The sequence below is a fragment of the Sphingopyxis sp. EU05-FHT14B03 genome (genome assembly GCF_058790875.1).
Genome location: NZ_JBYTDC010000001.1, coordinates 521,176 through 540,470, shown reverse-complemented (window position 1 = coordinate 540,470; position 19,295 = coordinate 521,176). Strand labels below are relative to the sequence as shown.

Genomic DNA, 19,295 nt, shown 5'->3' with positions numbered 1-19,295 from the left:
GCCTCGAATTCGCCGTGGCTCAATCGATGTCGAATAATCCGGCGAGCTGCTCGACCATCGTGCCGCCGAGCTGTTCTGCGTCCATGATGGTGACCGCGCGGCTATAGTATCGCGTCACGTCATGCCCGATGCCGATCGCGCACAGCTCAACCGGCGAGCGGGTCTCGATCCACTCGATCACCTGGCGCAAATGCTGATCCAGGTACGCGCCATGATTGACCGACAGCGTGCTGTCGTCGACCGGCGCGCCGTCCGAAATCACCATCAAAATGCGGCGTTCCTCGGGGCGGTTGACGATGCGGCTGTGCGCCCAGATCAGCGCCTCGCCGTCGATATTTTCCTTGAGCAGCCCCTCGCGCATCATCAGCCCGAGCGACTTGCGTGCGCGGCGATAGGGTTCGTCGGCGGGCTTGTAGATGATGTGACGCAAATCGTTCAGGCGGCCGGGGTGCGGCGGCCGGCCGGCGGCGAGCCAGTCCTCGCGGCTCTGTCCGCCCTTCCAGGTGCGCGTGGTGAAGCCCAGGATTTCGGTCTTGACGCCGCAACGTTCGAGCGTGCGGGCAAGGATGTCGGCGCTGATCGCGGCGATGCTGATCGGGCGGCCGCGCATCGATCCGCTGTTGTCGATCAGCAGGGTGACGACGGTATCGCGAAAATCGGTGTCGCGTTCGATCTTGTAGGAGAGCGACTGGCCGGGCGAGACGATGACGCGCGCGAGCCGCGCGGCGTCGAGCTGGCCTTCCTCCTGGTCGAAGTCCCACGCGCGGTTCTGCTGCGCCATCAAGCGGCGCTGGAGCCGGTTGGCGAGCTTGGTCACCGCGCCCTGCAGATGCTGCATCTGCTGGTCGAGATAGGCGCGCAGCCGCGTCAGTTCGTCGGCGTCGCACAGGTCGGTCGCGGCGATGATCTCGTCATGCTTTTCGGTGAAGCGCAGATAGTTGAAGTCGGGGACGTCGGTCGGCAGGCGGTTGGGGCGCACCGGCAACATGCCCTCGTCGCCTTCGCCGCCCATTTCGGGTTCGCCGTCGGCCTCCATCTCCTGCGCGTCGGGATCGCTGTCGCCGTCGTCGGCCTGGTCGCCCGCGGTTTCGGCGCGGGCGTCGACCTGTTGCTCGCTGCTGCCGCCGTCCTCGCTATCCTGTTCGTCCTGCGACTCTTCGGCCTCGCTTTGGTCCTCGTCGCCGCCGTCCTCGGCGCCCTCGTCCATCGGCTCGTCGCCATAGATCAGGTCGAGGTGGCGCAGCGCGAGCTTCGCGGTTTCCGCGAACGCGACCTGATCGTCGATCTGCATCGCGAGCGCGTCGATGTCGCCGCCGGCCTGCTTGGCGATCCAGTCGCTGATCAGGCCGAGCCCGGTTTCGGTGCCCGGTGGCGGCGCTTCGCCGGTCAGCGCCTGACGCAGCATCAGTTCGAGCGCCGAGGATACCGGCACGTCGTCGCGGCTCTGCGCACGCGCGATCGGGTCGCTGCGCATCCGCATCGCGAGGCTCGCCGACAGGTTCGCGCGCATCCCGTCCATGTGCCGCGCACCGAGTGCCTCGATGCGCGCGCGCTCCATCGCGTCGAAGGCGGCGGCGGCGAGCGGTTCGGCGGGACGCGCGGCGGCGTGCAGCTTTTCGCTATGGTGCTTCATCCGCAGCGCATAACCGTCGGCGAATCCGCGCGCTTCGGCGACCTGGTCGGCGGGCAGGGTGCGCGACGGCGTGGGGACCTTGATCGTCTTGCCGATCTGCGCCGGGGCGTCGGCGGTGAACCCGACCTCGACCTCGGCATCGCGCGTCACCGCGCGCGCGACGCTCGACAGCGCGGCCTTGAAATCGTCGAGGGGAGAGGAGGCGGTCATGGTGACTCGGCTCTAACCAGCTTTTGCCATCGAAGGAAGATGGCGCGGTGGCAATTCCCGCACGTCACCCCGGACTCGATCCGGGACCCGCCTGTCTTGAAGAAAAAGGCGGGTCCCGGGTCAAGCCCGGGATGCCGGGGGTATAGCGATGCTTGCTTGACGCTCGCCGGGCGCGGGCGCATCCGCCGGGCATGACCTCTCCCATGAAAAAGCCTTGGATCGTCATTCTCTGCGCGGCGTTCATCGTCACGCTGGCGATGGGCGTGCGTCAGAGCTTTGGCCTCTTCCTGCCGCAGATGAGCGTCGATATCGGGATCAGCCGGTCGGACTTCGGACTCGCGATGGCCTTGCAGAATCTGCTGTTCGGGCTGGTTCAGCCGTTCGTCGGCGCGCTCGCCGACAAACATGGCGCGGGGCGGGTCGTGCTCGGCGGCGCGCTGCTCTATGCGCTCGGGCTGATCGGTGCGGCGTTCGCGACCGACGCGATCGGGCTGCATATCAGCTTCGGTCTGCTGATCGGCATGGCGCAGTCGGCGACCACCTTTGTCGTTGTGCTTGGCGCGGTCGGCCGCGTCGTCAGCCCCGAAAAACGCAGCAGCGCCTTCGGCATCGTCACCGCGGGCGGCTCGCTCGGGCAGTTCCTCGTCGTGCCGCTCGCGTCGATGCTGCTGCGCGATATCGGCTATCACGAAACGCTGTGGACCATGGCGGGTCTCGTCGCGCTATGCGGCCCGCTGGCGATCGGGGTGGCGGGACGGACCGACGGCGGTTCGGACCTCATGGTGGAGGTCGAGCAGAGCGCGCGCGAGGCGCTGCGCGAGGCTGCGGTCCACCGCGGCTTCTGGCTGCTCAACGCCGGCTTCTTCGTCTGCGGTTTCCACATTGCCTTCATCGCAACGCACCTGCCGGCCTATCTCGACGACAAGGGGCTCGGCATCGAAATCGGGGCGCAGGTGCTCGCGCTCGTCGGGCTGCTCAACATCCTCGGTTCCTATGTGTTCGGCCGCGCGGGCGATGTGCTGCGCCAGAAATATGTCCTGTCGGGGCTGTATGTCGCGCGCTCGGCGGTGATCGCGCTCTTCCTCTTCCTGCCGCTGACCCACGCCAGCGCGCTGGCCTTCGCGGGCGCGATGGGGTTCCTGTGGCTCGGCACCGTGCCGCTGACCAGCGGCATCGTCGGGCGCGTCTTCGGCATCCGCTATCTCTCGATGCTCTATGGCATCGTCTTCCTCAGCCACCAACTCGGCAGCTTCTTTGGCGCCTACACCGCCGGGCTGATCTTCGACGCCACCGGCAGCTATAATATCGCGTGGGGTTTCTCGATCGCGCTCGGGCTGTTCGCGGGGCTCGTCCATCTGCCGATCGCCGACGGACCGGTCAAACGGTTGCAACCGGCATGAAGCTCCAGCGCCAGGATGGAATCGCGCTCGCGATTTTCCTGGTGGTCGCGGTCGGCGGGCTGTGGCTGTGGACGGGCGAGGGGCCGGTGGTCTGGCTCAGCAATGTCGCGATCATGTGCGGCTTCGGTTAGAAGATCCAGTTGCAGACCGCCTGATCCTGCTCGATCGGCATCGCGGGATCGGGCATCAGCCGGAACACATGCGCGAACTGGGTTGTCGTCCGCTCGGGCCGCGTCCGCTTGCCCGCGACGACGTCGACGAAATCGCGGCAGACCACCGAACTGCGCAGGAAATTGCTGTGCCCCGTCGCGCCGCGCGACACGTCGGTCGCGTCGACAACGGTGAGGCCCGCGACCGCCGCGGGATAGCAGCGCACCGGCAATCCCTTGGCCTTCAGGTCGGCCGCTTCGAAGGGGTCGAAGCAATAGGGCGAACCGAGCCGCGGATAGCCGTGCAGCGTGCGCGACGCCGCGAGCGCCTTGTCCTTGTGCGATACATAGACGGTGATCCGCCGGTCGCGCGCGACCCGGCGGGGGGCGAGCACCTCTTCCTCGATGTCGCGTTCGAACGTTTCACGGTCGATATCGGGCGAGGCGAGGATGATGTTTGAGATGTTGCTGCTGTCGGCGCTGCTCGACGTGCGATCGACGTAGGATATCGCCGGAATCACCAGCCGCGCGCCGAGCGAGTGCGAGACGATCACGATTTCCTTGACCCAGCCCTGCTCGGCCAGCGTCTTGAGGAAATCGCGGAAGTTGCGGACGTCGTGATACATGTTGGTTTCATCGACCGCATAGCCGAGCAGCTTGTGCTGCGAGGGCCAGCTATATTCGATCACCGGCCCGTCGAAATTCGTCATGCGGGCGATCTGCGCCGCGTCGCGCGATGTCGTCGCGAAACTCTCGCGATAGCCATGGACATAGAGCAGCACGCGGCCCTGCCGCCGGTCGGTCTCGGCCTGCAGCGCCTTCCACCAGTCGCCCGGCGCCTGGAACGCCATCGGGGTGCGCAATTGTTTTTTGCCGTCCACCTTGGCTTCTTGCGGCGCGTTGAACCGGCCATAACGCATCCGGTCGCCGCGATGGTTCAACAACTGGATATCGGGCGTGCGGCAATCGGGAAGCCGGCTCGTCGCAAAGAACAGCGGCAGCGCATCAGTATCGAGCGTTGCGCCCGGCGCCGCGGTGCAGCGCGCGTCGGCGACATAGTCGGCATGGCGGACCTTGCCATAATCGACCGCGACCGCGCAGCCGGAGAGCGTCAGCGCCGCGCACGCCACCGCGAGGTGGCGAAGCGGCATCACTTGCCGACCACCCCCTCGGGCAAATCTTCGCCGAACACGCGCTGATAATATTCGGCGACGATCATCCGTTCGGCCTCGTCGCACTTGTTGAGGAAGGTCAGGCGGAAGGCGAAGCCGAGGTTGTTGAAGATCGCGGCATTCTGCGCCCAGCTGATCACGGTGCGCGGACTCATGACGGTCGAGATGTCGCCGTTGATGAAGCCCTGGCGGGTCAGGTCCGCCACCTTGACCATGTTGGCGACGGTCGTGTCGTCGGTGTCGGGCACCTTGGCGAGGATGATCGCGCTCTCGGTCGCGGCGGGCAGATAATTCAGCGTGACGACGATGTTCCAGCGGTCCATCTGGCCCTGGTTGATCTGCTGCGTGCCGTGATACAGCCCGCTCGTGTCGCCGAGTCCGACGGTGTTCGCGGTCGAGAACAGCCGGAAATAGGGGTTCGGGCGGATGACGCGATTCTGGTCGAGCAGCGTCAGCTTGCCCTCGGTCTCGAGCACGCGCTGGATCACGAACATCACGTCGGGGCGGCCGGCGTCATATTCGTCGAAGACGAGCGCGGTCGGGGTCTGCAGCGCCCAGGGGAGCAGGCCTTCGCGAAATTCGGTGACCTGCTGTCCGTCCTTGAGCACGATCGCGTCGCGGCCGACGAGGTCGATGCGGCTGATATGCGCGTCGAGGTTGACGCGGATGCACGGCCATTTCAGGCGGGCGGCGACCTGTTCGATGTGCGTCGACTTGCCGGTGCCGTGATAGCCCTGGACCATCACGCGGCGGTTGTATTTGAAGCCGGCGAGGATCGCGAGCGTGGTGTCGCCGTCGAAGACATAGGCCGGATCGAGGTCGGGCACGCGCGCGTCGGCCTCGCTGAACGCGGGGACCATCATGTCGATATCAACCCCGAACATCTCGCGCGCGCTGACCTCGACATCGGGGGCGGCGAGCAGGGTCGAACCATGATGGTCGGCGAGGCTGTTGGGGATATCGGTCATGTCAGAGGTCCAGCGTAACAAACAGGGGGAGAGTCGCCGGTTCGTCCGACGCTTCGGCTAGCGCGGTATAGGCGTAGGTTTCGCCTTGCAACGCCTTTTCAGATGAGATCGAGCGCCTTCATCACCGCAGACTGGTCGTAATAGGGGCGTTCGCAGACGATCTTGTCGCTGCCCGGCGCGAACTGAAAGCTCGCCGCCATGCGCACGCGAAAGGCCTTGCCGGTCGGCTCGACCGTCCGCAGGCCGAGCCGGAGCGGCCCGAGATGGGTGCCGGTCAGCCAGAATTCGACAAGCACCGTGTCGGTCGCGGCATCGGCGGCGATCGCGATCACCTCGTTTGCCTGGTCGGGAAAAGGCTCGCGCGAGGCGGCGAAATAGGAACGGACGGCGGCTTCGCCGTCGAACACCGTGCCGGGGCCGAGCAGTTCGTAGCGCGGATGGTCGAAGGTCGCGATCACCCCGTCCCAGTCGTGGGTGATTTCCAGCGCCATATGGCGGCGGACCACCTCGATGCGCTTCTTGTCCAGTTCGCTCATCGCCGCTCTCCCTGCAACGCCCCTAGGCGAAAGCCTTCGTCTTTCGCAGCAACTGATATGCCGCAACAACCTCGCCGAGTCTCGCCTCATGGCTGCGGTCGCCGCCGTTGCGGTCGGGGTGGTATTTGCGCACCAGCTCGCTGTAGCGCCGCCGCAGCGCCGCGCGGTCGGCGTCTGCCGGCAGCCCCAGCAATTGCATCGCGGCATGCTCTTCGCGCGACAGGCCGGGGTTCGCCGCTTCACGCCGCGCCTCGTCCATCCGCTGGCGGAACCGCGCCCCCAGCGCGTCGATCGGGTCCTTGAAATCGGCCCAGCGCGGCGGCAGGTCGGCGCTGCCGGCGGGGCGGAAGGTGCGGCTTTCGGTTTCCCAGCCCGCGGTCGGGGTCTGCGCCGCCAGGATCTGGTCGGCGCTCATTCCCTCGAAATAATTATAGCCGCTGTTGAACTCGCGGACATGGTCGAGGCACAGCCAGCGATATTGTGGCGGCCCGTCGGGTGAGCGGGTCGCGGGAATCGGGGCGCGAAATTCGCCCGCCTCGCGGCATCCGGGCGCGGCGCAGCGGTCTTCGCGGGGCACGCGGCCATGGAAACGGGTCGGGCGGGTCGGGGACGGCAAGGCGGGCTCTCGGGGCGTCTGAAGCGTTGGGGGAGGCCTTATCATTTGGCGACGAAGCGCTTATGGTCAAGTCATGAGCACGCCCGGACCCGTACAAAAAGAGATGGAAAGCCTGCTGACCGCGGCCTTTCCCGACGCCGATTTCGCCCTCAGCAACGACAGCGCCAAACATCATGGCCACAGCGGCGATGACGGCAGCGGCGAATCGCATTTCAGCCTGACCATCGAATGGTCGGGCTTCGCCGGCCTGAACCGCGTCGCGCGCCAGCGGGCGGTGAACAAGGCGCTCGGCGACCTTCCCGGGCAGCGCGTTCATGCGCTCGCGATCCGGGCGACGGCGCCGGGGGAGGGGTGATGACGGACAAGGTCAATCTGGCGGAGGCCTTCGCAACCTTCCACGACCATTGGAACCCGCGCGTCGCGGGCGACATCAACAATTTTCAGGTCAAGCTGGTGAAGTTTGCGGGCAAGTTCGACTGGCATCATCATGATATCGAGGACGAACTGTTCCTCGTCGTCGCGGGACGGATGAAGATGGGACTCAGGACCGGCGACGTGATCGTCGAGCCCGGCGAATTCATCATCGTGCCGCACGGAACCGAACATTGTCCCGAAGCGCTCGACGGCGAATGCCAGGTGCTGCTGCTCGAACCCGGTTCGACGCTGAACACCGGCAATGTTGAAACCGAAAAGACGCGAAAGACGCTCGAAAGGCTGGACTGACCGATGGAGATCATCACCCCCTTGAGCCACGACCTCGGCGCCTTCGAGGTACGGCGGACCTTGCCGAACAAGACGCGGACGATGGTCGGTCCCTTCATCTTCGTCGACCAGTTCGGTCCGGCGCATTTCGACATCGGCAAGGGCATGGACGTGCGCCCGCATCCGCATATCAACCTCGCCACCGTCACCTATTTGTTCGAGGGCGCGATCGAGCATCGCGACAGCCTCGGCACGCTCGCGACCATTCGCCCCGGCGCCTGCAACCTGATGACCGCGGGCAGCGGCATCGTCCATTCGGAGCGGACCCCCGCGGCCGAGCGCGCAAGCGGATCGGGCATTTCGGGGATGCAGACCTGGCTCGCGCTGCCCGACGGCAAGGAAGAGATCGACCCGGCGTTCGAACATGTCGCAAAGGACGATTTGCCGCTGGTCGAGGACAGCGGGGTGTCGGCGCGGATCGTCATGGGCAGCCTGTGGGGCAAGACCTCGCCGATCACCCAGCATGCCGCGACGATCTACGCCGATATATTGATGCTCGCGGGTGCAACGATGCCGATCGAGGCCGATGCCGACGAGCGTGCGGTGCTGGTGGCGCTTGGTGACGCGAGCCTCGATGGCGAAAAGCTCGACCGCTACAGCCTCTATATCCTCAAACCCGGACAGGCGATGACGCTGCGCGCCGACAGCGATGCGCGGGTGATGCTGCTCGGCGGCGAAGCCTTCACGACCCCGCGCCATGTCTGGTGGAATTTCGTCAGTTCGAGCCGCGAGAGGATCAACCAGGCGAAGCACGACTGGAAAGCGGGCAATTTCCCGCTCGTTCCCGGCGACAGCGAAGAGTTCATCCCGATCCCCGAGGTGCCGAAGACGGTCAGCTATCCATAAGTCTGCTGCAGGTGCGCGCCGGCGCGGCATTGGTTTGGGAAGCGGCCGTTCGCAATCCTCCCTGTGGCGAAGCGATGGGAAGGTGGCAGCGGCGTTGGCCGCTGACGGAGGGGCCGACGCGGTCAGGCGTCGTGCAAGTTTTCGGCCCCTTCCACCACCGCCTGCGGCGGCGGTCCCCCTCCCCATAGCTTCGCCACAGGGAGGATCCATATGTCCGCAACCGCCCAAAAGCCGACCTCTCCCGCGAAAAGGCTTTCCTAAAAAACATCGGCATGATCTATCCTGTCGGATGACCATGTCGCCGGCCTCGCGGAATAGATCGTCCCTAACTCGCCTGACCCGCTTAAAGTCACAAAGGCCACATTTTCTGCGCATCCATGCGGGGCTTTTGTGCCCTTAAGCCGGGTTTCGGACCTTCGGTGCCACGGCCGCCGCAACATGGCTTGCCAGTCTCGCCGATCCCCGCCATCTCGTTGCGAAACGCAACTCAAGGGAGCACAGGATGGCCGGCGATTTCGAGCAGCAGCGGGTGAAGCTTTCGACCGGGGTCGAACTCGACGTCGTCGACATCGGCCCGCGCGATGCACCGGCGCTCATCTTCCTCCACGGCTTTCCCGAATCGCATCGCACCTGGCGGCATCAGCTACCGCATTTCGCCGACCGCTTTCGCTGTATCGCGCCCGACCAGCGCGGTTATTGCGGGTCGTCGAAGCCGCAGGATGCTGCCGACTACACCCCCGACAAATTGATCGCCGACATCTTCGCGCTCGCTGACGCGCTCGGCGTCGAGACTTTCACCATCGTCGGGCACGACTGGGGTGGGGCGATCAGCTGGGGCGTGGCGCTCGCCGGCCAGCCGGGCGGGCTGTATCCGGCGTGGGCCGGGCGCGTCACGCGCGCGGTGATCGCCAACGCACCGCACCCCGGCATCTTCGGCCGGCTTCTGCATGTCGATCCCGCGCAGCGCGCCGCGAGCCAATATATCCGCCTGTTCCGAGACCCCGCGAGCGACGCGCTGGTCCGCGAACAGGGGCTCGCAGGGCTGCTCGCCAAGGCGTTCGAGGGTCGCCTCGCGGGCACGGTCGCCCCGCCCGAGGAAATCGCGCGGTCGCTGGCCGACTGGGAGGACCCCGACGCCGCTTTCGGCATGCTTAACTGGTACCGCGCCTCGCCGCTCGACGTGCCCGCGATGGATGCGCCTTTCGTCGAGCCGCCCGCCATGCCCTTTCCGAAGCTCGAAATCCCGACGCTCGTCATCTGGGCGCTCGACGACGTCGCGCTGCCGCCGAGCAATCTCGATGGCATGGACGAACTGGTACCGAACGCGACGATCGTGAAGGTGCCGGGCTGCGGCCATTTCGTGACGTGGGAAGCGCCGGGTGCGGTCAATGCCGCGATGGATGCCTTCCTCGCCTGACGTCCTTCGAAGGAAGCGGCGGGCGGCCCCGGGAGGGGTGTGGGGCCGCCCGCCTCGGGGGTTCTATTTGGTCGTATAGCCCCCGTTGACGAGGATCGTCTGGCCGGTCATCCACCAGCCGTCGGTGACGAGGAAACGGATCCACGGCACGATATCCTCGATATGCGTCAGCCCCGTCGGGCTGAAGGGCGACAGCGCCGCCGCCGTCTTGTGATAGGCGACCGCCTCGGGCCCCTCGGCCGGGTAGAAGAAGGGCGTGTCCATCGGGCCCGGCCCGATCGCGGTCACCGAGATGCCGCGGTCGCCGAATTCCTTCGACGCGGCGCGGGTATAATGTTCCACCGGCGCCTTGGTGCCGGCATAGCTCGCATAAAAGGGCGTATAGGCACCGAGCAGCGAGGTGACGAGGGTGCAGACCTTGCCGCCGTTGCTGACGTTCCGCCCCGCTTCCTTCAGGAAGAAGAAGGCCGCTTTGCTGTTCACCGCGCTCATTTCGTCGAACTCGGCCTCGCTGATTTCGACCATCGGTTTCTTCAGTACCTTGCCGACGGTGTTGATCGCGATGTCGATGCTGCCCATCGCGTCTCTGGCGTCGGCGAAAAGCTTCTCGACCGCGCCGGCGGTGGTCAGGTCGGCCTGAAAGGCGAAGCCCTTCGCGCCCGCCGCCTCGATCGCGGCGACGGTCTCATCGGCTTCGGCACGCGCCGCATCGCTGTTGTAATGGACGGCGACGGCAGCGGCGCCCTGGGCGGCGAAATCGCGCGCGATCAGGCCGCCGAGATTCTTGGCGCCGCCGGCGATGAGGACGGTTTTTCCGTTGATGTCGTGAATGCTCATGAACTTGGTCCCATGGTTGGAAGAGTGGCATGCCACGCTAGGATCGCCCGCGATTCGAGGCTTTCAGATTCTCCCACAGTTGCGCATAATCGCCCGATGCAGGGGGGACTCACCGCGGCGAGGATCGAGGAACGGCTGGGTGGTCCGGCCAGCTGGGCGATCGAGCGCGATGCCCATGCGCTGATGCTCCACGAAGCGGGAAGCTATCACCGGCTGCAGACATGGCTCGACGGACGCCGCACCTCGCTCGGCGACCCGTTGCCCGGCGAGATGTGGCTGGCGCCGGCCTGGCGTCACTATCGCGGCGTCGCGGAGGGGGGATCGGTCCGCTATGTCGCGGTCGAGATTCCAGCCGATGCGCTGACGATTGCAGCCGGCGGGCGCGCGCTTGCCAGTCACGATGACCGCGCGCTGGCGGCGCTGGTGCGTGGGCTCGCGGCGGGCGAGGCCTCCGCGGCGGCGCCGTTGCTGACGCTGCTGGCGGCCACGCTCGACGGCGCGGCGGTGCGTCCCGCGCCGGTCGCGGTCGCGCGGCGGATCGATGCGCTGCTGGCGCTGATCGAAGCGCGGATCGAGATGTCGCTGACCGTCGAGGATATGGCGGCCGAAGCGGGGATGTCGGTCAACAGCCTGATCGTCCATGTCGCGCGCGCCACCGGACGCACCCCGGCCCAATATCTGCTGCGTCAGCGGTTGCGGCGCGCCTGCTGGTATCTGATGAACCGGCCGCTGTCGGTCGCCGAAATCGCCTTTGCCACGGGCTTTTCGAGCCACGCGCATCTGTGCGCGGCCTTTCGTGCGAAGCTCGGGGCGTCGCCGGGCGAATGGCGGCGGCGGAACGCCAGTGCCGCTATCGCAGGGGGAGAATGATTATGTCGCACACCGTCATCATGCTGATCGCGGGTGTCCTGCTGTTGATCGTCCTGCGCCTGGCGATCCGCGACACCCGCCTCGCGACGCGGCTGTTCATCCTGCTGTGGCTGATCGTGTCGATCGGCAATTTGCTCGTCGGGGTGCTCTACGCCGGTTACGGCTGGGGCGAAGAGGCGGCGATCTGGATCCTCGTTTTCGGCACGCCCGCGGCGGTCGCGGTGGGCGCGGCGCTGTTCGGCCCTAATCCTCGGGCCTGAGCAAACACCCGCTGGCACCGGCGAAGCGCGCGCTGCGCGACGCTAGCAGCGGCACGCTGCCGGTGACCGTCTTGGTCGCCGGGTCTTCGGCCAGCGACACCAGTTCCATGCCGGGTTCGAAATCGCTCTGGCAGCTTTCGAGGCTGCGGCCCTGGACATAGCGGCACGAACAACCGACCCGCGCGGCATAGGCCGACCCGAGTTCGGCCTGCGCCTTGAACGAGGGGAATTTCCAGATCAGGAAAATCGCCGCGAGCACGCCGAGGATCACCACCCACGGCAGGCAGCCGCCCCAGCGGCTCGGGCGGCGCGGTTTGCGCAGCCGCTCGGGCACGATGGGCGACTCGCTCGTCGGCGGCGGTGCCGGGGGCGGCACCGGCTCGGGCGTTGCGGCTGCGGGCGGGTTGGTGTTAGTCACTGGCCCCATGATCACGAAAAAAGCCATGCTGGCAAGTGCCGCGCTCGCGCTGTTCAGTGTCTGGTCGCTGACCCATGCCGCGGGTTCCGCGACGATCGCGCCCGCCGCACCCGGCCCGGCGATCGGCGTGCCGATGCCGAAGGGCGCGGTCGAGACCTCGACGCCGCTGCCCGCGCTGGCGCCTGCGATCAAGGCAAAGGCCGACGCGCTGTTCGCCGATGCCGACGCGGTGGGCGAAACGCGCGCGCTCTATGTGCTGCGCGATGGCCAGCCGATCTACGAACGCTATGGCGAAGGTTTCGGCCCCGACTCCAAACTGATCAGCTGGTCGATGGCGAAAAGCATCACCGCGGTGCTCACCGGCTTCCTTGTCGCCGACGGGCAATTGTCGCTGGACGGCCCCGCGCCGGTCGCGGCCTGGCAGCGCAGCGGCGACCCGCGCGGTGCGATCGGCCTCAAGCATCTGCTCCACATGTCCTCGGGGCTCGAGCATGTGGAAAATGGCGACCCGGTGTGGCAGGGCGATACGGTGACGATGCTGTTCGGCACTGGCGCGCCCGACATGGCGGCGTTTGCCGAGGCCAAACCCGCGGCGGCGCAGCCCGACGAGGTCTTCAATTACAGCTCGGCGACCAGCGTCATCCTTGCAGACATCATCGCCGACACGCTGACTCCGTCGAAAAGCCCCGACGCGCGGCGCGATGCGATGCGCGACTTCATCGGTGGGCGCCTTGCCGAACCGCTCGGCATGACCAGCCTGACCCCGGAGTTCGACGCGGCGGGGACGATGATCGGCGGGTCGGTGATGCACGCGACCGCACGCGATTATGCCAAGTTCGGCGAATTTCTGCGCAACCATGGCGTGGTGAACGGCCAACGCCTGCTTCCCGAAAGCTGGATGAGTTTCATGCTCGCGCCGTCGCCGAGGGACCCGGGCTATGGCGGCCATATCTGGCTCAACCGCCCGCGCCCACGCGGCGCAGATGTCGCCCTATGGCCCGACCGCGGCCCGAACGACCTGTTCGCCTGCATCGGGCATCAGGGGCAATATATCATCGTCTCGCCGTCGCAGCGGGTAACGATCGTGCGGCTTGGCATCACCAAGGACGACCAGTTCCCCGAACTGCGCCGGCACCTCGCCGACCTGACCGGAGCGTTATAGCAGGAACTCACCCACCAGCGTCGTGACGCAGGTACCGCTGAGCTCGACCATCGCGCCGTCCAGCCGACACCCGACATGGCCGCCGCGCCGGCTCGCCTGATAGGCGGCGAAGCGGTCGCGACCGAGTTCGCGCGCCCAATAGGGGGTCAGTACGCTGTGCGCCGATCCGGTTACCGGGTCCTCGTCGATCCCGGCGCCCGGCGCGAAGCAGCGGCTGACGACATCGGCGCCCGACGGATCGCCGTCACCGCGCGCGGTCGCGATATAGAGCACATCGCCGCCCTCTTTTAGTGCGCGCAGATCGGGATCGAGCGTGCGGACACTCGCGGCGTCGGCGTAGACGATCAGCGCATAGCCGCCGGGGTGCCACAGGGTTTCGACCGGCGCGCCGCCCATCGCCTTGGCGATGTCGGGCATGGCTTTCGGGGCGGGCGGATAGGCGGGCAGCGCCATCTTGTACCCATCGTCGCCGTCGCGCGCGACGCGCAAGATGCCCGCCTTGCGGGTGCGAAAGCGCATATCGTCGCGCCACGGCGCGGCGCTGAGCAGCACATGCCCGCTCGCCAGCGTCGCATGCCCGCACAGCGCGACCTCGACCCCGGGGGTGAACCAACGCAGCTCATAATCGGCGTCGCCGCTCTCGTCGGGGATCAGGAAGGCGGTTTCGGCGAGGTTGTTTTCGGCGGCGATCGCCTGCAGCACATCGTCGGCGAGCCATTCGTCGAGCGGCATCACCGCGGCGGGATTGCCCGCGAACGGCCGGTCGGCAAATGCGTCGACCTGGGTGATCGGAAAACGGCGCCAGCTCATGGGTAGAGAAATCCTTTCGACCAGCCGTCACCCTCGCGCACGAACAGCGTGCGCTCGTGGAGGCGATGTTCGCGATCCTGCCAATATTCGATGCGGCCGGGCGTGACGCGCCAGCCTGACCAGCGCGGCGGGCGCGGCACGTCCTGTCCCTCGAACCGCGCCTGCATGTCCGCAAAGCGTGCCTCGAACGTCGCACGCCCGTCGAGCGGGCGCGACTGATCGCTGGCCCAGGCGCCGAGCTGGCTGTCGCGACTGCGCGTCGCGAAATAGGCATCGGCGATCGCATCGTCGACCGGCGCAACCGGCCCCTCGATCCGGATCTGGCGGCGCAGCGACTTCCAGTGAAAGAGCAGAGCGACATGCGGATTGGCGGCGAGTTCGCCCCCCTTGCGGCTGTCGAGGTTGGTGTAGAAGATGAAGCCGTCGGGACCATGGCCCTTGAGCAGTACCATGCGCAGCGACGGATGCCCGGCGGCGGTCGTGGTCGCCAGCGCCATCGCATTGGCGTCATTCGGCTCGCTGGCCCGTGCTTCGGCGAACCAGGCGTCGAACTGGGGGAAAGGGTCGTTGGTCATGCGCGTGCTTCTAATGCGGCGCGCGGGCGCGGTCGAGCGAAAGACGTGCGATAAGGGGAACTTGACCGCCTTCCACCCCGTTCCCACATCGCGACGCAATCGGGCCTTTCCGGCCAACATCTTATCGGGCTATTGGAGCAGCATGGCAGATCCCTATTCCACCCTTGGCGTCGCAAAGAGTGCAAGCGAAGCGGAAATCAAATCCGCGTACCGCAAACTCGCCAAGGAATTGCACCCCGACAAGAACAAGGACAATCCGAAGGCGTCGGAGAAATTCTCCGACGTCACCAAGGCCTATGACATCTTGTCGGACAAGACCAAGCGTGGCCAGTTCGATCGCGGCGAGATCGACGGCGAAGGCAATCCGGCGATGCCCTTCGGCTATGGCGGCGGCGGTGGATTCCGCGGCGACCAGCGGAGCGGTCCGGGCGGGTTCAGCGGCTTCGGCAACGAAGGCAGCGATTTCGGCGGCATCTTCGACGAGTTGTTCGGCGGGCGCGGCGGCGGTGGCGGTGGCGGCGGACCGTTCGGCGGTTTCGGTGGGCGCAGCGCGCCGCCGCAAAAGGGCGCCAACGTCTCCTATCGCCTTGGCGTGTCCTTCGTCGATGCGGCAACGCAGGCACCGCAGCGGATCACGCTCGCCGATGGCGGCACGATCGACCTGAAACTGCCCGCCGGGGTCGAGACCGGGACGCAGATGCGCCTCGGTGGTAAGGGCCAGCCGGGGCCGGGCGGCCATGGCGACGGTATCGTGACGATCAGCGTCAAGGACCATCCCTTCTATGTCCGCGACGGGGCGAACATTCGCCTTGACCTGCCGGTGACGTTGAACGAGGCGGTGCTGGGGGCGAAGATCAAGGTGCCGACGGTCGATGGTCCGGTGATGCTGTCGATCCCCGCCGGTTCGACCTCGGGCAAGGTCATGCGGCTCAAGGGCAAGGGCTTCAGCCAGAAGAATGGCGAGCGCGGCGACCAGCTGGTGCGACTCGTCGTCGACCTGCCCGCCGGCGATACGGCGCTGACCCAATTCGTCGGCGAATGGACCGACGCGCGTGCCGTACGTGCGGACCTTGGCGTGTGATGCGTGGCTGAGGCGACCGAGAAGAAGATTGTCGCCGAACTGGAGCGCGAGGTCGCCCAAGAGGTGGGCAAGGAGTTCCTCGCTGAAGGTCATTCGCCGCATTCGCCCGAAGCCCGCGCCGAGCGTGCCAAGCGCGTCAAGCTGCGCGCGCGGGCGCAGGGGGTCATCGATCGCGGGCGCGAGACGCTCGGCCCCGGCACCCGAGTCTTCCGGATTTTGCGCCGCGTCGTCGTCGGCACTTACACCGACGGTTTCATCCACGCGGGCAATCTCGCCTATCTGGCACTGATCGCGCTGTTTCCTTTCTTCATACTGCTCGCCGCCGCCTTTTCGATCTTCGGTGGCAGCGTCGGCGGCGAAGCGGCGATCGAGGCGGTGTTCTCGACGATGCCGCCGACCGTCGCCAAGGCGCTGTCGGGCCCGATCCGTGAGGTGATGACCGCGCGCACCGGCATTTTCCTGTGGCTCGGCGCGCTCGTGGCGCTGTGGACGGTGGGCAGCCTGATCGAGACGGTGCGCGACATATTGCGCCGTGCCTATGGCACCCATTTTTCCAAGGGGTTTTTCCACTATCGGCTGTTGTCGATCGGCATCATCACCGGCGCGGTCGTGCTGATGCTGTTGTCGTTCAGCATGCAGGTGCTGATCGTCGGTATCGAGCAATTCGTGACCCGGGTGCTGCCCGAACGCTTCCAGTCGGTCGGGGTGGTAGCCATTTCGCGCGGGGTGTCGGGCGCGGGGCTGTTCCTCGCCATCTATATGCTGTTCTACAGCCTCACCCCGTCGAAATATCGCCGCAAACAATTCCCCAAATGGCCGGGAGCGCTGTTCACCACCCTGTGGTGGATGGGGGTCACGCTGGCGCTGCCGCCCTTGCTCGCCAGCCTGCTCAGCTATGACGCAACCTATGGCAGCCTCGCGGGTGTCATGGTCGCACTGTTCTTTTTCTACCTCGTCGGATTGGGTATGGTGATGGGCGCCGAATTGAACGCCGCGCTCGTCGAGGTTGAGGATTTGGGCCACGACGCTATTGGGCGCGTCGACGATATCATTATTGAAAAGACCGGAGACACAAAATGACGGGTCTGATGCAGGGTAAACGCGGGCTGATCATGGGGCTCGCCAACGACAAGTCGCTCGCCTGGGGCATTGCCAAGGCGCTGCACGGAGCGGGCGCCGAACTGGCGTTCAGCTATCAAGGCGACGTGATGCTCAAGCGCGTGAAGCCGCTCGCCGACGAGCTTGGCTGCGATTTCCTGATCGATTGCGACGTGTCCGACATGGACAATCTCGACGCGACCTTCGCGACGCTGGCCGCGCGCTGGCCGACGATCGATTTCGTCGTCCACGCCATAGGTTACACCAACAAGGAAGCGCTGCGTGGGGCTTATGCCGATGTCACGCTGGACGATTTCCTCATGACGATGAACATCAGCGTCTACAGCTTCACCGCGATCGCGAAGCGCGCCCAAGCGATGATGACGCCGTTCGATCCCGAAACCGGCAAGGGCGGCGGCTCGCTGCTGACCTTGAGCTATTATGGCGCCGAAAAGGTCATCCCGCATTACAACGTCATGGGGGTCGCCAAATCGGCCCTCGAAACCAGCGTCAAATATCTCGCGAATGACTACGGGCCGCAGGGGGTGCGCGTGAACGCGATCTCGGCAGGCCCGATCAAGACGCTCGCCGCCAGCGGCATCGGCGATTTTCGCCTGATCCTGAAATGGAACGAATATAACGCCCCGCTGCGCCGCAACGTCACCATCGACGACGTCGGTGGCTCGGCGCTGTATCTGCTCAGCGACCTCGCGAGCGGCGTCACCGGCGAAACGCATCATGTCGACGCGGGTTACCACACCATCGGCATGAAGCAGGAAGACGCGCCGGACATCGCTTTGGCTTAAACCCCTGTCCCCTTGAGGGAGAGGGAGGGGCCCGTCGCGAAGTGATGGGAGGGGTGAGGGTATGACCACCACGATAAGGCCCGCGACCGAAAACGACGCCGACGCCATCGACACCGTCATTCGCGCCGCCTTCGCCGGCACCGATTTCGGTCATCAGGGTGAAGCCGAACTGGTGCGGATGGTGGGCGAGGACGGCGACACGCTGGTGTCGCTGATTGCCGAACGGGGCGGCGCTGTCGCCGGGCATGTGCTGTTCAGCCGGATGGCTATCGAGGCCGACGGCGCCGCGCTATCGGGTGCCGGTCTCGCGCCGGTGTCGGTTCTACCCGAACTGCAGGGGCAGGGCATCGGCGACGCGCTGATCCGCGCCGGGCTCGACGCGCTTCGCGAACAAGGCGTGGCGATCAGCTTCGTCCTCGGCCACACCGCCTATTACCCCCGCTTCGGTTATTCGCCCGACCTCGCCGCGCGTTTCGCCTCGCCCTTTGCCGGGCCGCATTTCATGGCGATGATGCTGGACTCGCACGCGGCTTGGCCGCTAGGCGGGCGTGCGGACTATGCACCCGCTTTCGGTCGCTTGGGGTAGGCTATGAGTTTCAACAGCTTCGGACGCGTCTTTCGCTTCACGACCTGGGGGGAAAGCCATGGCCCCGCGCTCGGCGCCGTGGTCGATGGCTGTCCGCCGCGGCTGTCGCTGTCCGAAGGCGACATCCAGCCCTATCTCGACAAGCGCCGCCCCGGCCAGTCGCGTCATACAACGCAGCGGCAGGAGCCCGACCAGGTGCGCATCCTGTCGGGAGTGTTCGAGGGCAAGACCACCGGCACGCCGATCAGCCTGATGATCGACAATGTCGACCAGCGATCGAAGGACTATGGCGAGATCGCGCAGGCCTATCGCCCCGGCCACGCCGATTATGCCTATGACGCCAAATATGGCATCCGCGACTATCGCGGCGGCGGCCGGTCGAGCGCGCGCGAGACCGCGGCGCGGGTCGCGGCGGGCGGCGTCGCCCGGCTCGTGATCCCCGAAGTGCAGATCCACGCCTGGGTCGCCGAAATCGGCGGTGACGCGATCGACCCGGCGAACTTCGACCTCGAGGAAATCGACCGCAATCCGTTTTTCTGTCCCGATCCCGCCGCCGCGCAGCGCTGGGAGGGGTTGATGGACGCCGCGCGCAAATCGGGATCTTCGCTGGGCGCGGTGATCGAATGTGCGGCGAGCGGCGTGCCCGCCGGCTGGGGCGCCCCGATCTATGCCAAGCTCGACAGCGACCTTGCCGCCGCGATGATGGGGATCAACGCCGTCAAGGGCGTCGAGATCGGCGCGGGTTTCCACGCGGCGCGGCTGCGCGGCGAAGAAAACGCCGACCCGATGCGCCCCGCGAGTGACGGCAGCAATCGCCCCGATTTCCTGTCGAACAACGCCGGCGGCATCGCGGGTGGCATCTCGACCGGCCAGCCCGTCGTCGTGCGCGTCGCGTTCAAACCGACCAGCTCGATCCTGACCCCGGTGCCGACGATCAACAAGGCCGGCGAGGCCGCCGACATCGTCACCAAGGGCCGCCACGACCCCTGCGTCGGCATCCGCGGCGCCCCGGTGGTCGAAGCGATGATGGCGCTTGTCCTCGCCGACCACAAGTTGCTGCACAGAGCCCAAAACGGCTGATGC

At 66.4% G+C, this 19,295-nt stretch carries 23 protein-coding genes; 14 read left to right on the top strand and 9 right to left on the bottom strand.

Going from position 1 to position 19,295, the window contains the following annotated elements; translation table 11 throughout:
• Positions 1 to 19: 19 nt before the first annotated feature.
• Positions 20 to 1,843: a cobaltochelatase subunit CobT gene (cobT, locus tag AC3WS4_RS02795; protein WP_492739901.1), complete on the bottom strand. Its 1,824-nt coding sequence runs from the start codon at positions 1,841 to 1,843 to the stop codon at positions 20 to 22.
• A 191-nt stretch (positions 1,844 to 2,034) separates the two neighbouring features.
• Here cobT and AC3WS4_RS02790 point away from each other — a divergent pair, with 191 nt between their 5' ends.
• Both AC3WS4_RS02790 and AC3WS4_RS02785 read left to right on the top strand, forming a co-directional pair.
• On the top strand, positions 2,035 to 3,243 hold the full coding sequence (locus AC3WS4_RS02790; protein WP_492742611.1) for an MFS transporter: 1,209 nt from the start codon (positions 2,035 to 2,037) through the stop codon (positions 3,241 to 3,243).
• Positions 3,240 to 3,374: a hypothetical protein gene (locus tag AC3WS4_RS02785; protein ID WP_262408132.1), complete on the top strand. Its 135-nt coding sequence runs from the start codon at positions 3,240 to 3,242 to the stop codon at positions 3,372 to 3,374. The genes AC3WS4_RS02790 and AC3WS4_RS02785 overlap by 4 nt, the downstream gene beginning before the upstream one ends.
• On the opposite strand, the gene AC3WS4_RS02780 is transcribed toward AC3WS4_RS02785, so the two are convergent.
• The 4 genes from AC3WS4_RS02780 to AC3WS4_RS02765 form a co-directional block, all read right to left on the bottom strand.
• Positions 3,371 to 4,543: an alpha/beta hydrolase gene (locus AC3WS4_RS02780; RefSeq protein ID WP_492740342.1), complete on the bottom strand. Its 1,173-nt coding sequence runs from the start codon at positions 4,541 to 4,543 to the stop codon at positions 3,371 to 3,373. The genes AC3WS4_RS02785 and AC3WS4_RS02780 overlap by 4 nt on opposite strands.
• Positions 4,543 to 5,532: a cobaltochelatase subunit CobS gene (cobS, locus tag AC3WS4_RS02775; RefSeq protein ID WP_056351951.1), complete on the bottom strand. Its 990-nt coding sequence runs from the start codon at positions 5,530 to 5,532 to the stop codon at positions 4,543 to 4,545. The genes AC3WS4_RS02780 and cobS overlap by 1 nt, the downstream gene beginning before the upstream one ends.
• Before the next feature lie 98 nt (positions 5,533 to 5,630).
• A complete protein-coding gene (locus AC3WS4_RS02770) occupies positions 5,631 to 6,068 on the bottom strand; it encodes a nuclear transport factor 2 family protein (RefSeq protein WP_056348843.1) in 438 nt (145 codons plus the stop codon).
• 22 nt (positions 6,069 to 6,090) lie between these two features.
• Complete coding sequence (locus AC3WS4_RS02765; protein ID WP_492742609.1) at positions 6,091 to 6,729, bottom strand: J domain-containing protein; 639 nt, start codon at positions 6,727 to 6,729, stop codon at positions 6,091 to 6,093.
• A 28-nt stretch (positions 6,730 to 6,757) separates the two neighbouring features.
• Between AC3WS4_RS02765 and AC3WS4_RS02760 the strand changes: the two genes are divergently transcribed.
• The 4 genes from AC3WS4_RS02760 (at position 6,758) to AC3WS4_RS02745 (ending at position 9,709) form a co-directional block, all read left to right on the top strand.
• Positions 6,758 to 7,039 carry a BolA family protein gene (locus tag AC3WS4_RS02760; protein WP_262408131.1) on the top strand — a complete coding sequence of 94 codons (282 nt, stop codon included), beginning with the start codon at positions 6,758 to 6,760 and terminating at the stop codon, positions 7,037 to 7,039.
• Positions 7,039 to 7,407 carry a cupin domain-containing protein gene (locus tag AC3WS4_RS02755; protein WP_492739907.1) on the top strand — a complete coding sequence of 123 codons (369 nt, stop codon included), beginning with the start codon at positions 7,039 to 7,041 and terminating at the stop codon, positions 7,405 to 7,407. Before AC3WS4_RS02760 ends, AC3WS4_RS02755 begins: the two co-directional genes overlap by 1 nt.
• A gap of 3 nt (positions 7,408 to 7,410) precedes the next feature.
• Positions 7,411 to 8,292 carry a pirin family protein gene (locus tag AC3WS4_RS02750; protein WP_492739909.1) on the top strand — a complete coding sequence of 294 codons (882 nt, stop codon included), beginning with the start codon at positions 7,411 to 7,413 and terminating at the stop codon, positions 8,290 to 8,292.
• A gap of 502 nt (positions 8,293 to 8,794) precedes the next feature.
• Complete coding sequence (locus AC3WS4_RS02745; RefSeq protein WP_187141711.1) at positions 8,795 to 9,709, top strand: alpha/beta fold hydrolase; 915 nt, start codon at positions 8,795 to 8,797, stop codon at positions 9,707 to 9,709.
• Between the two features lie 63 nt (positions 9,710 to 9,772).
• Here AC3WS4_RS02745 and AC3WS4_RS02740 read toward each other — a convergent pair whose 3' ends face one another.
• The gene (locus tag AC3WS4_RS02740) at positions 9,773 to 10,546 is read right to left on the bottom strand and encodes an SDR family oxidoreductase (protein ID WP_492739912.1); all 774 of its coding nucleotides are present in this window, start codon (positions 10,544 to 10,546) and stop codon (positions 9,773 to 9,775) included.
• 96 nt (positions 10,547 to 10,642) lie between these two features.
• Between AC3WS4_RS02740 and AC3WS4_RS02735 the strand changes: the two genes are divergently transcribed.
• Entirely contained in the window at positions 10,643 to 11,416 is a 774-nt protein-coding gene (locus tag AC3WS4_RS02735) for a helix-turn-helix domain-containing protein (protein WP_492739913.1), read from the top strand.
• Between the two features lie 2 nt (positions 11,417 to 11,418).
• A complete protein-coding gene (locus AC3WS4_RS02730) occupies positions 11,419 to 11,676 on the top strand; it encodes a hypothetical protein (RefSeq protein WP_492739914.1) in 258 nt (85 codons plus the stop codon).
• Here AC3WS4_RS02730 and AC3WS4_RS02725 read toward each other — a convergent pair.
• Complete coding sequence (locus AC3WS4_RS02725) at positions 11,660 to 12,103, bottom strand: hypothetical protein (protein ID WP_492739916.1); 444 nt, start codon at positions 12,101 to 12,103, stop codon at positions 11,660 to 11,662. The genes AC3WS4_RS02730 and AC3WS4_RS02725 overlap by 17 nt on opposite strands.
• On the opposite strand from AC3WS4_RS02725, the gene AC3WS4_RS02720 reads away from it, so the two are divergent.
• The gene (locus AC3WS4_RS02720; RefSeq protein ID WP_492739917.1) at positions 12,102 to 13,256 is read left to right on the top strand and encodes a serine hydrolase domain-containing protein; all 1,155 of its coding nucleotides are present in this window, start codon (positions 12,102 to 12,104) and stop codon (positions 13,254 to 13,256) included. The two genes, AC3WS4_RS02725 and AC3WS4_RS02720, sit on opposite strands and share 2 nt — an antisense overlap.
• Here the strand turns inward: AC3WS4_RS02720 and AC3WS4_RS02715 are convergent.
• Positions 13,251 to 14,066 carry a PhzF family phenazine biosynthesis protein gene (locus tag AC3WS4_RS02715; protein WP_492739918.1) on the bottom strand — a complete coding sequence of 272 codons (816 nt, stop codon included), beginning with the start codon at positions 14,064 to 14,066 and terminating at the stop codon, positions 13,251 to 13,253. The genes AC3WS4_RS02720 and AC3WS4_RS02715 overlap by 6 nt on opposite strands.
• Complete coding sequence (gene pdxH / locus AC3WS4_RS02710) at positions 14,063 to 14,641, bottom strand: pyridoxamine 5'-phosphate oxidase (RefSeq protein ID WP_492739920.1); 579 nt, start codon at positions 14,639 to 14,641, stop codon at positions 14,063 to 14,065. The genes AC3WS4_RS02715 and pdxH overlap by 4 nt, the downstream gene beginning before the upstream one ends.
• Before the next feature lie 142 nt (positions 14,642 to 14,783).
• Here pdxH and AC3WS4_RS02705 point away from each other — a divergent pair, with 142 nt between their 5' ends.
• From AC3WS4_RS02705 to aroC, 5 genes are all read left to right on the top strand, one after another.
• Positions 14,784 to 15,722 carry a DnaJ C-terminal domain-containing protein gene (locus tag AC3WS4_RS02705; protein WP_187141703.1) on the top strand — a complete coding sequence of 313 codons (939 nt, stop codon included), beginning with the start codon at positions 14,784 to 14,786 and terminating at the stop codon, positions 15,720 to 15,722.
• A 3-nt stretch (positions 15,723 to 15,725) separates the two neighbouring features.
• A complete protein-coding gene (locus AC3WS4_RS02700; protein WP_492739922.1) occupies positions 15,726 to 16,802 on the top strand; it encodes a YihY/virulence factor BrkB family protein in 1,077 nt (358 codons plus the stop codon).
• Entirely contained in the window at positions 16,799 to 17,626 is an 828-nt protein-coding gene (gene fabI / locus AC3WS4_RS02695) for an enoyl-ACP reductase FabI (RefSeq protein WP_492739924.1), read from the top strand. Before AC3WS4_RS02700 ends, fabI begins: the two co-directional genes overlap by 4 nt.
• A 61-nt stretch (positions 17,627 to 17,687) precedes the next feature.
• Entirely contained in the window at positions 17,688 to 18,212 is a 525-nt protein-coding gene (locus tag AC3WS4_RS02690) for a GNAT family N-acetyltransferase (RefSeq protein WP_492739925.1), read from the top strand.
• Between the two features lie 3 nt (positions 18,213 to 18,215).
• Positions 18,216 to 19,292 carry a chorismate synthase gene (gene aroC, locus AC3WS4_RS02685; protein WP_492739928.1) on the top strand — a complete coding sequence of 359 codons (1,077 nt, stop codon included), beginning with the start codon at positions 18,216 to 18,218 and terminating at the stop codon, positions 19,290 to 19,292.
• Positions 19,293 to 19,295: the final 3 nt, after the last annotated feature.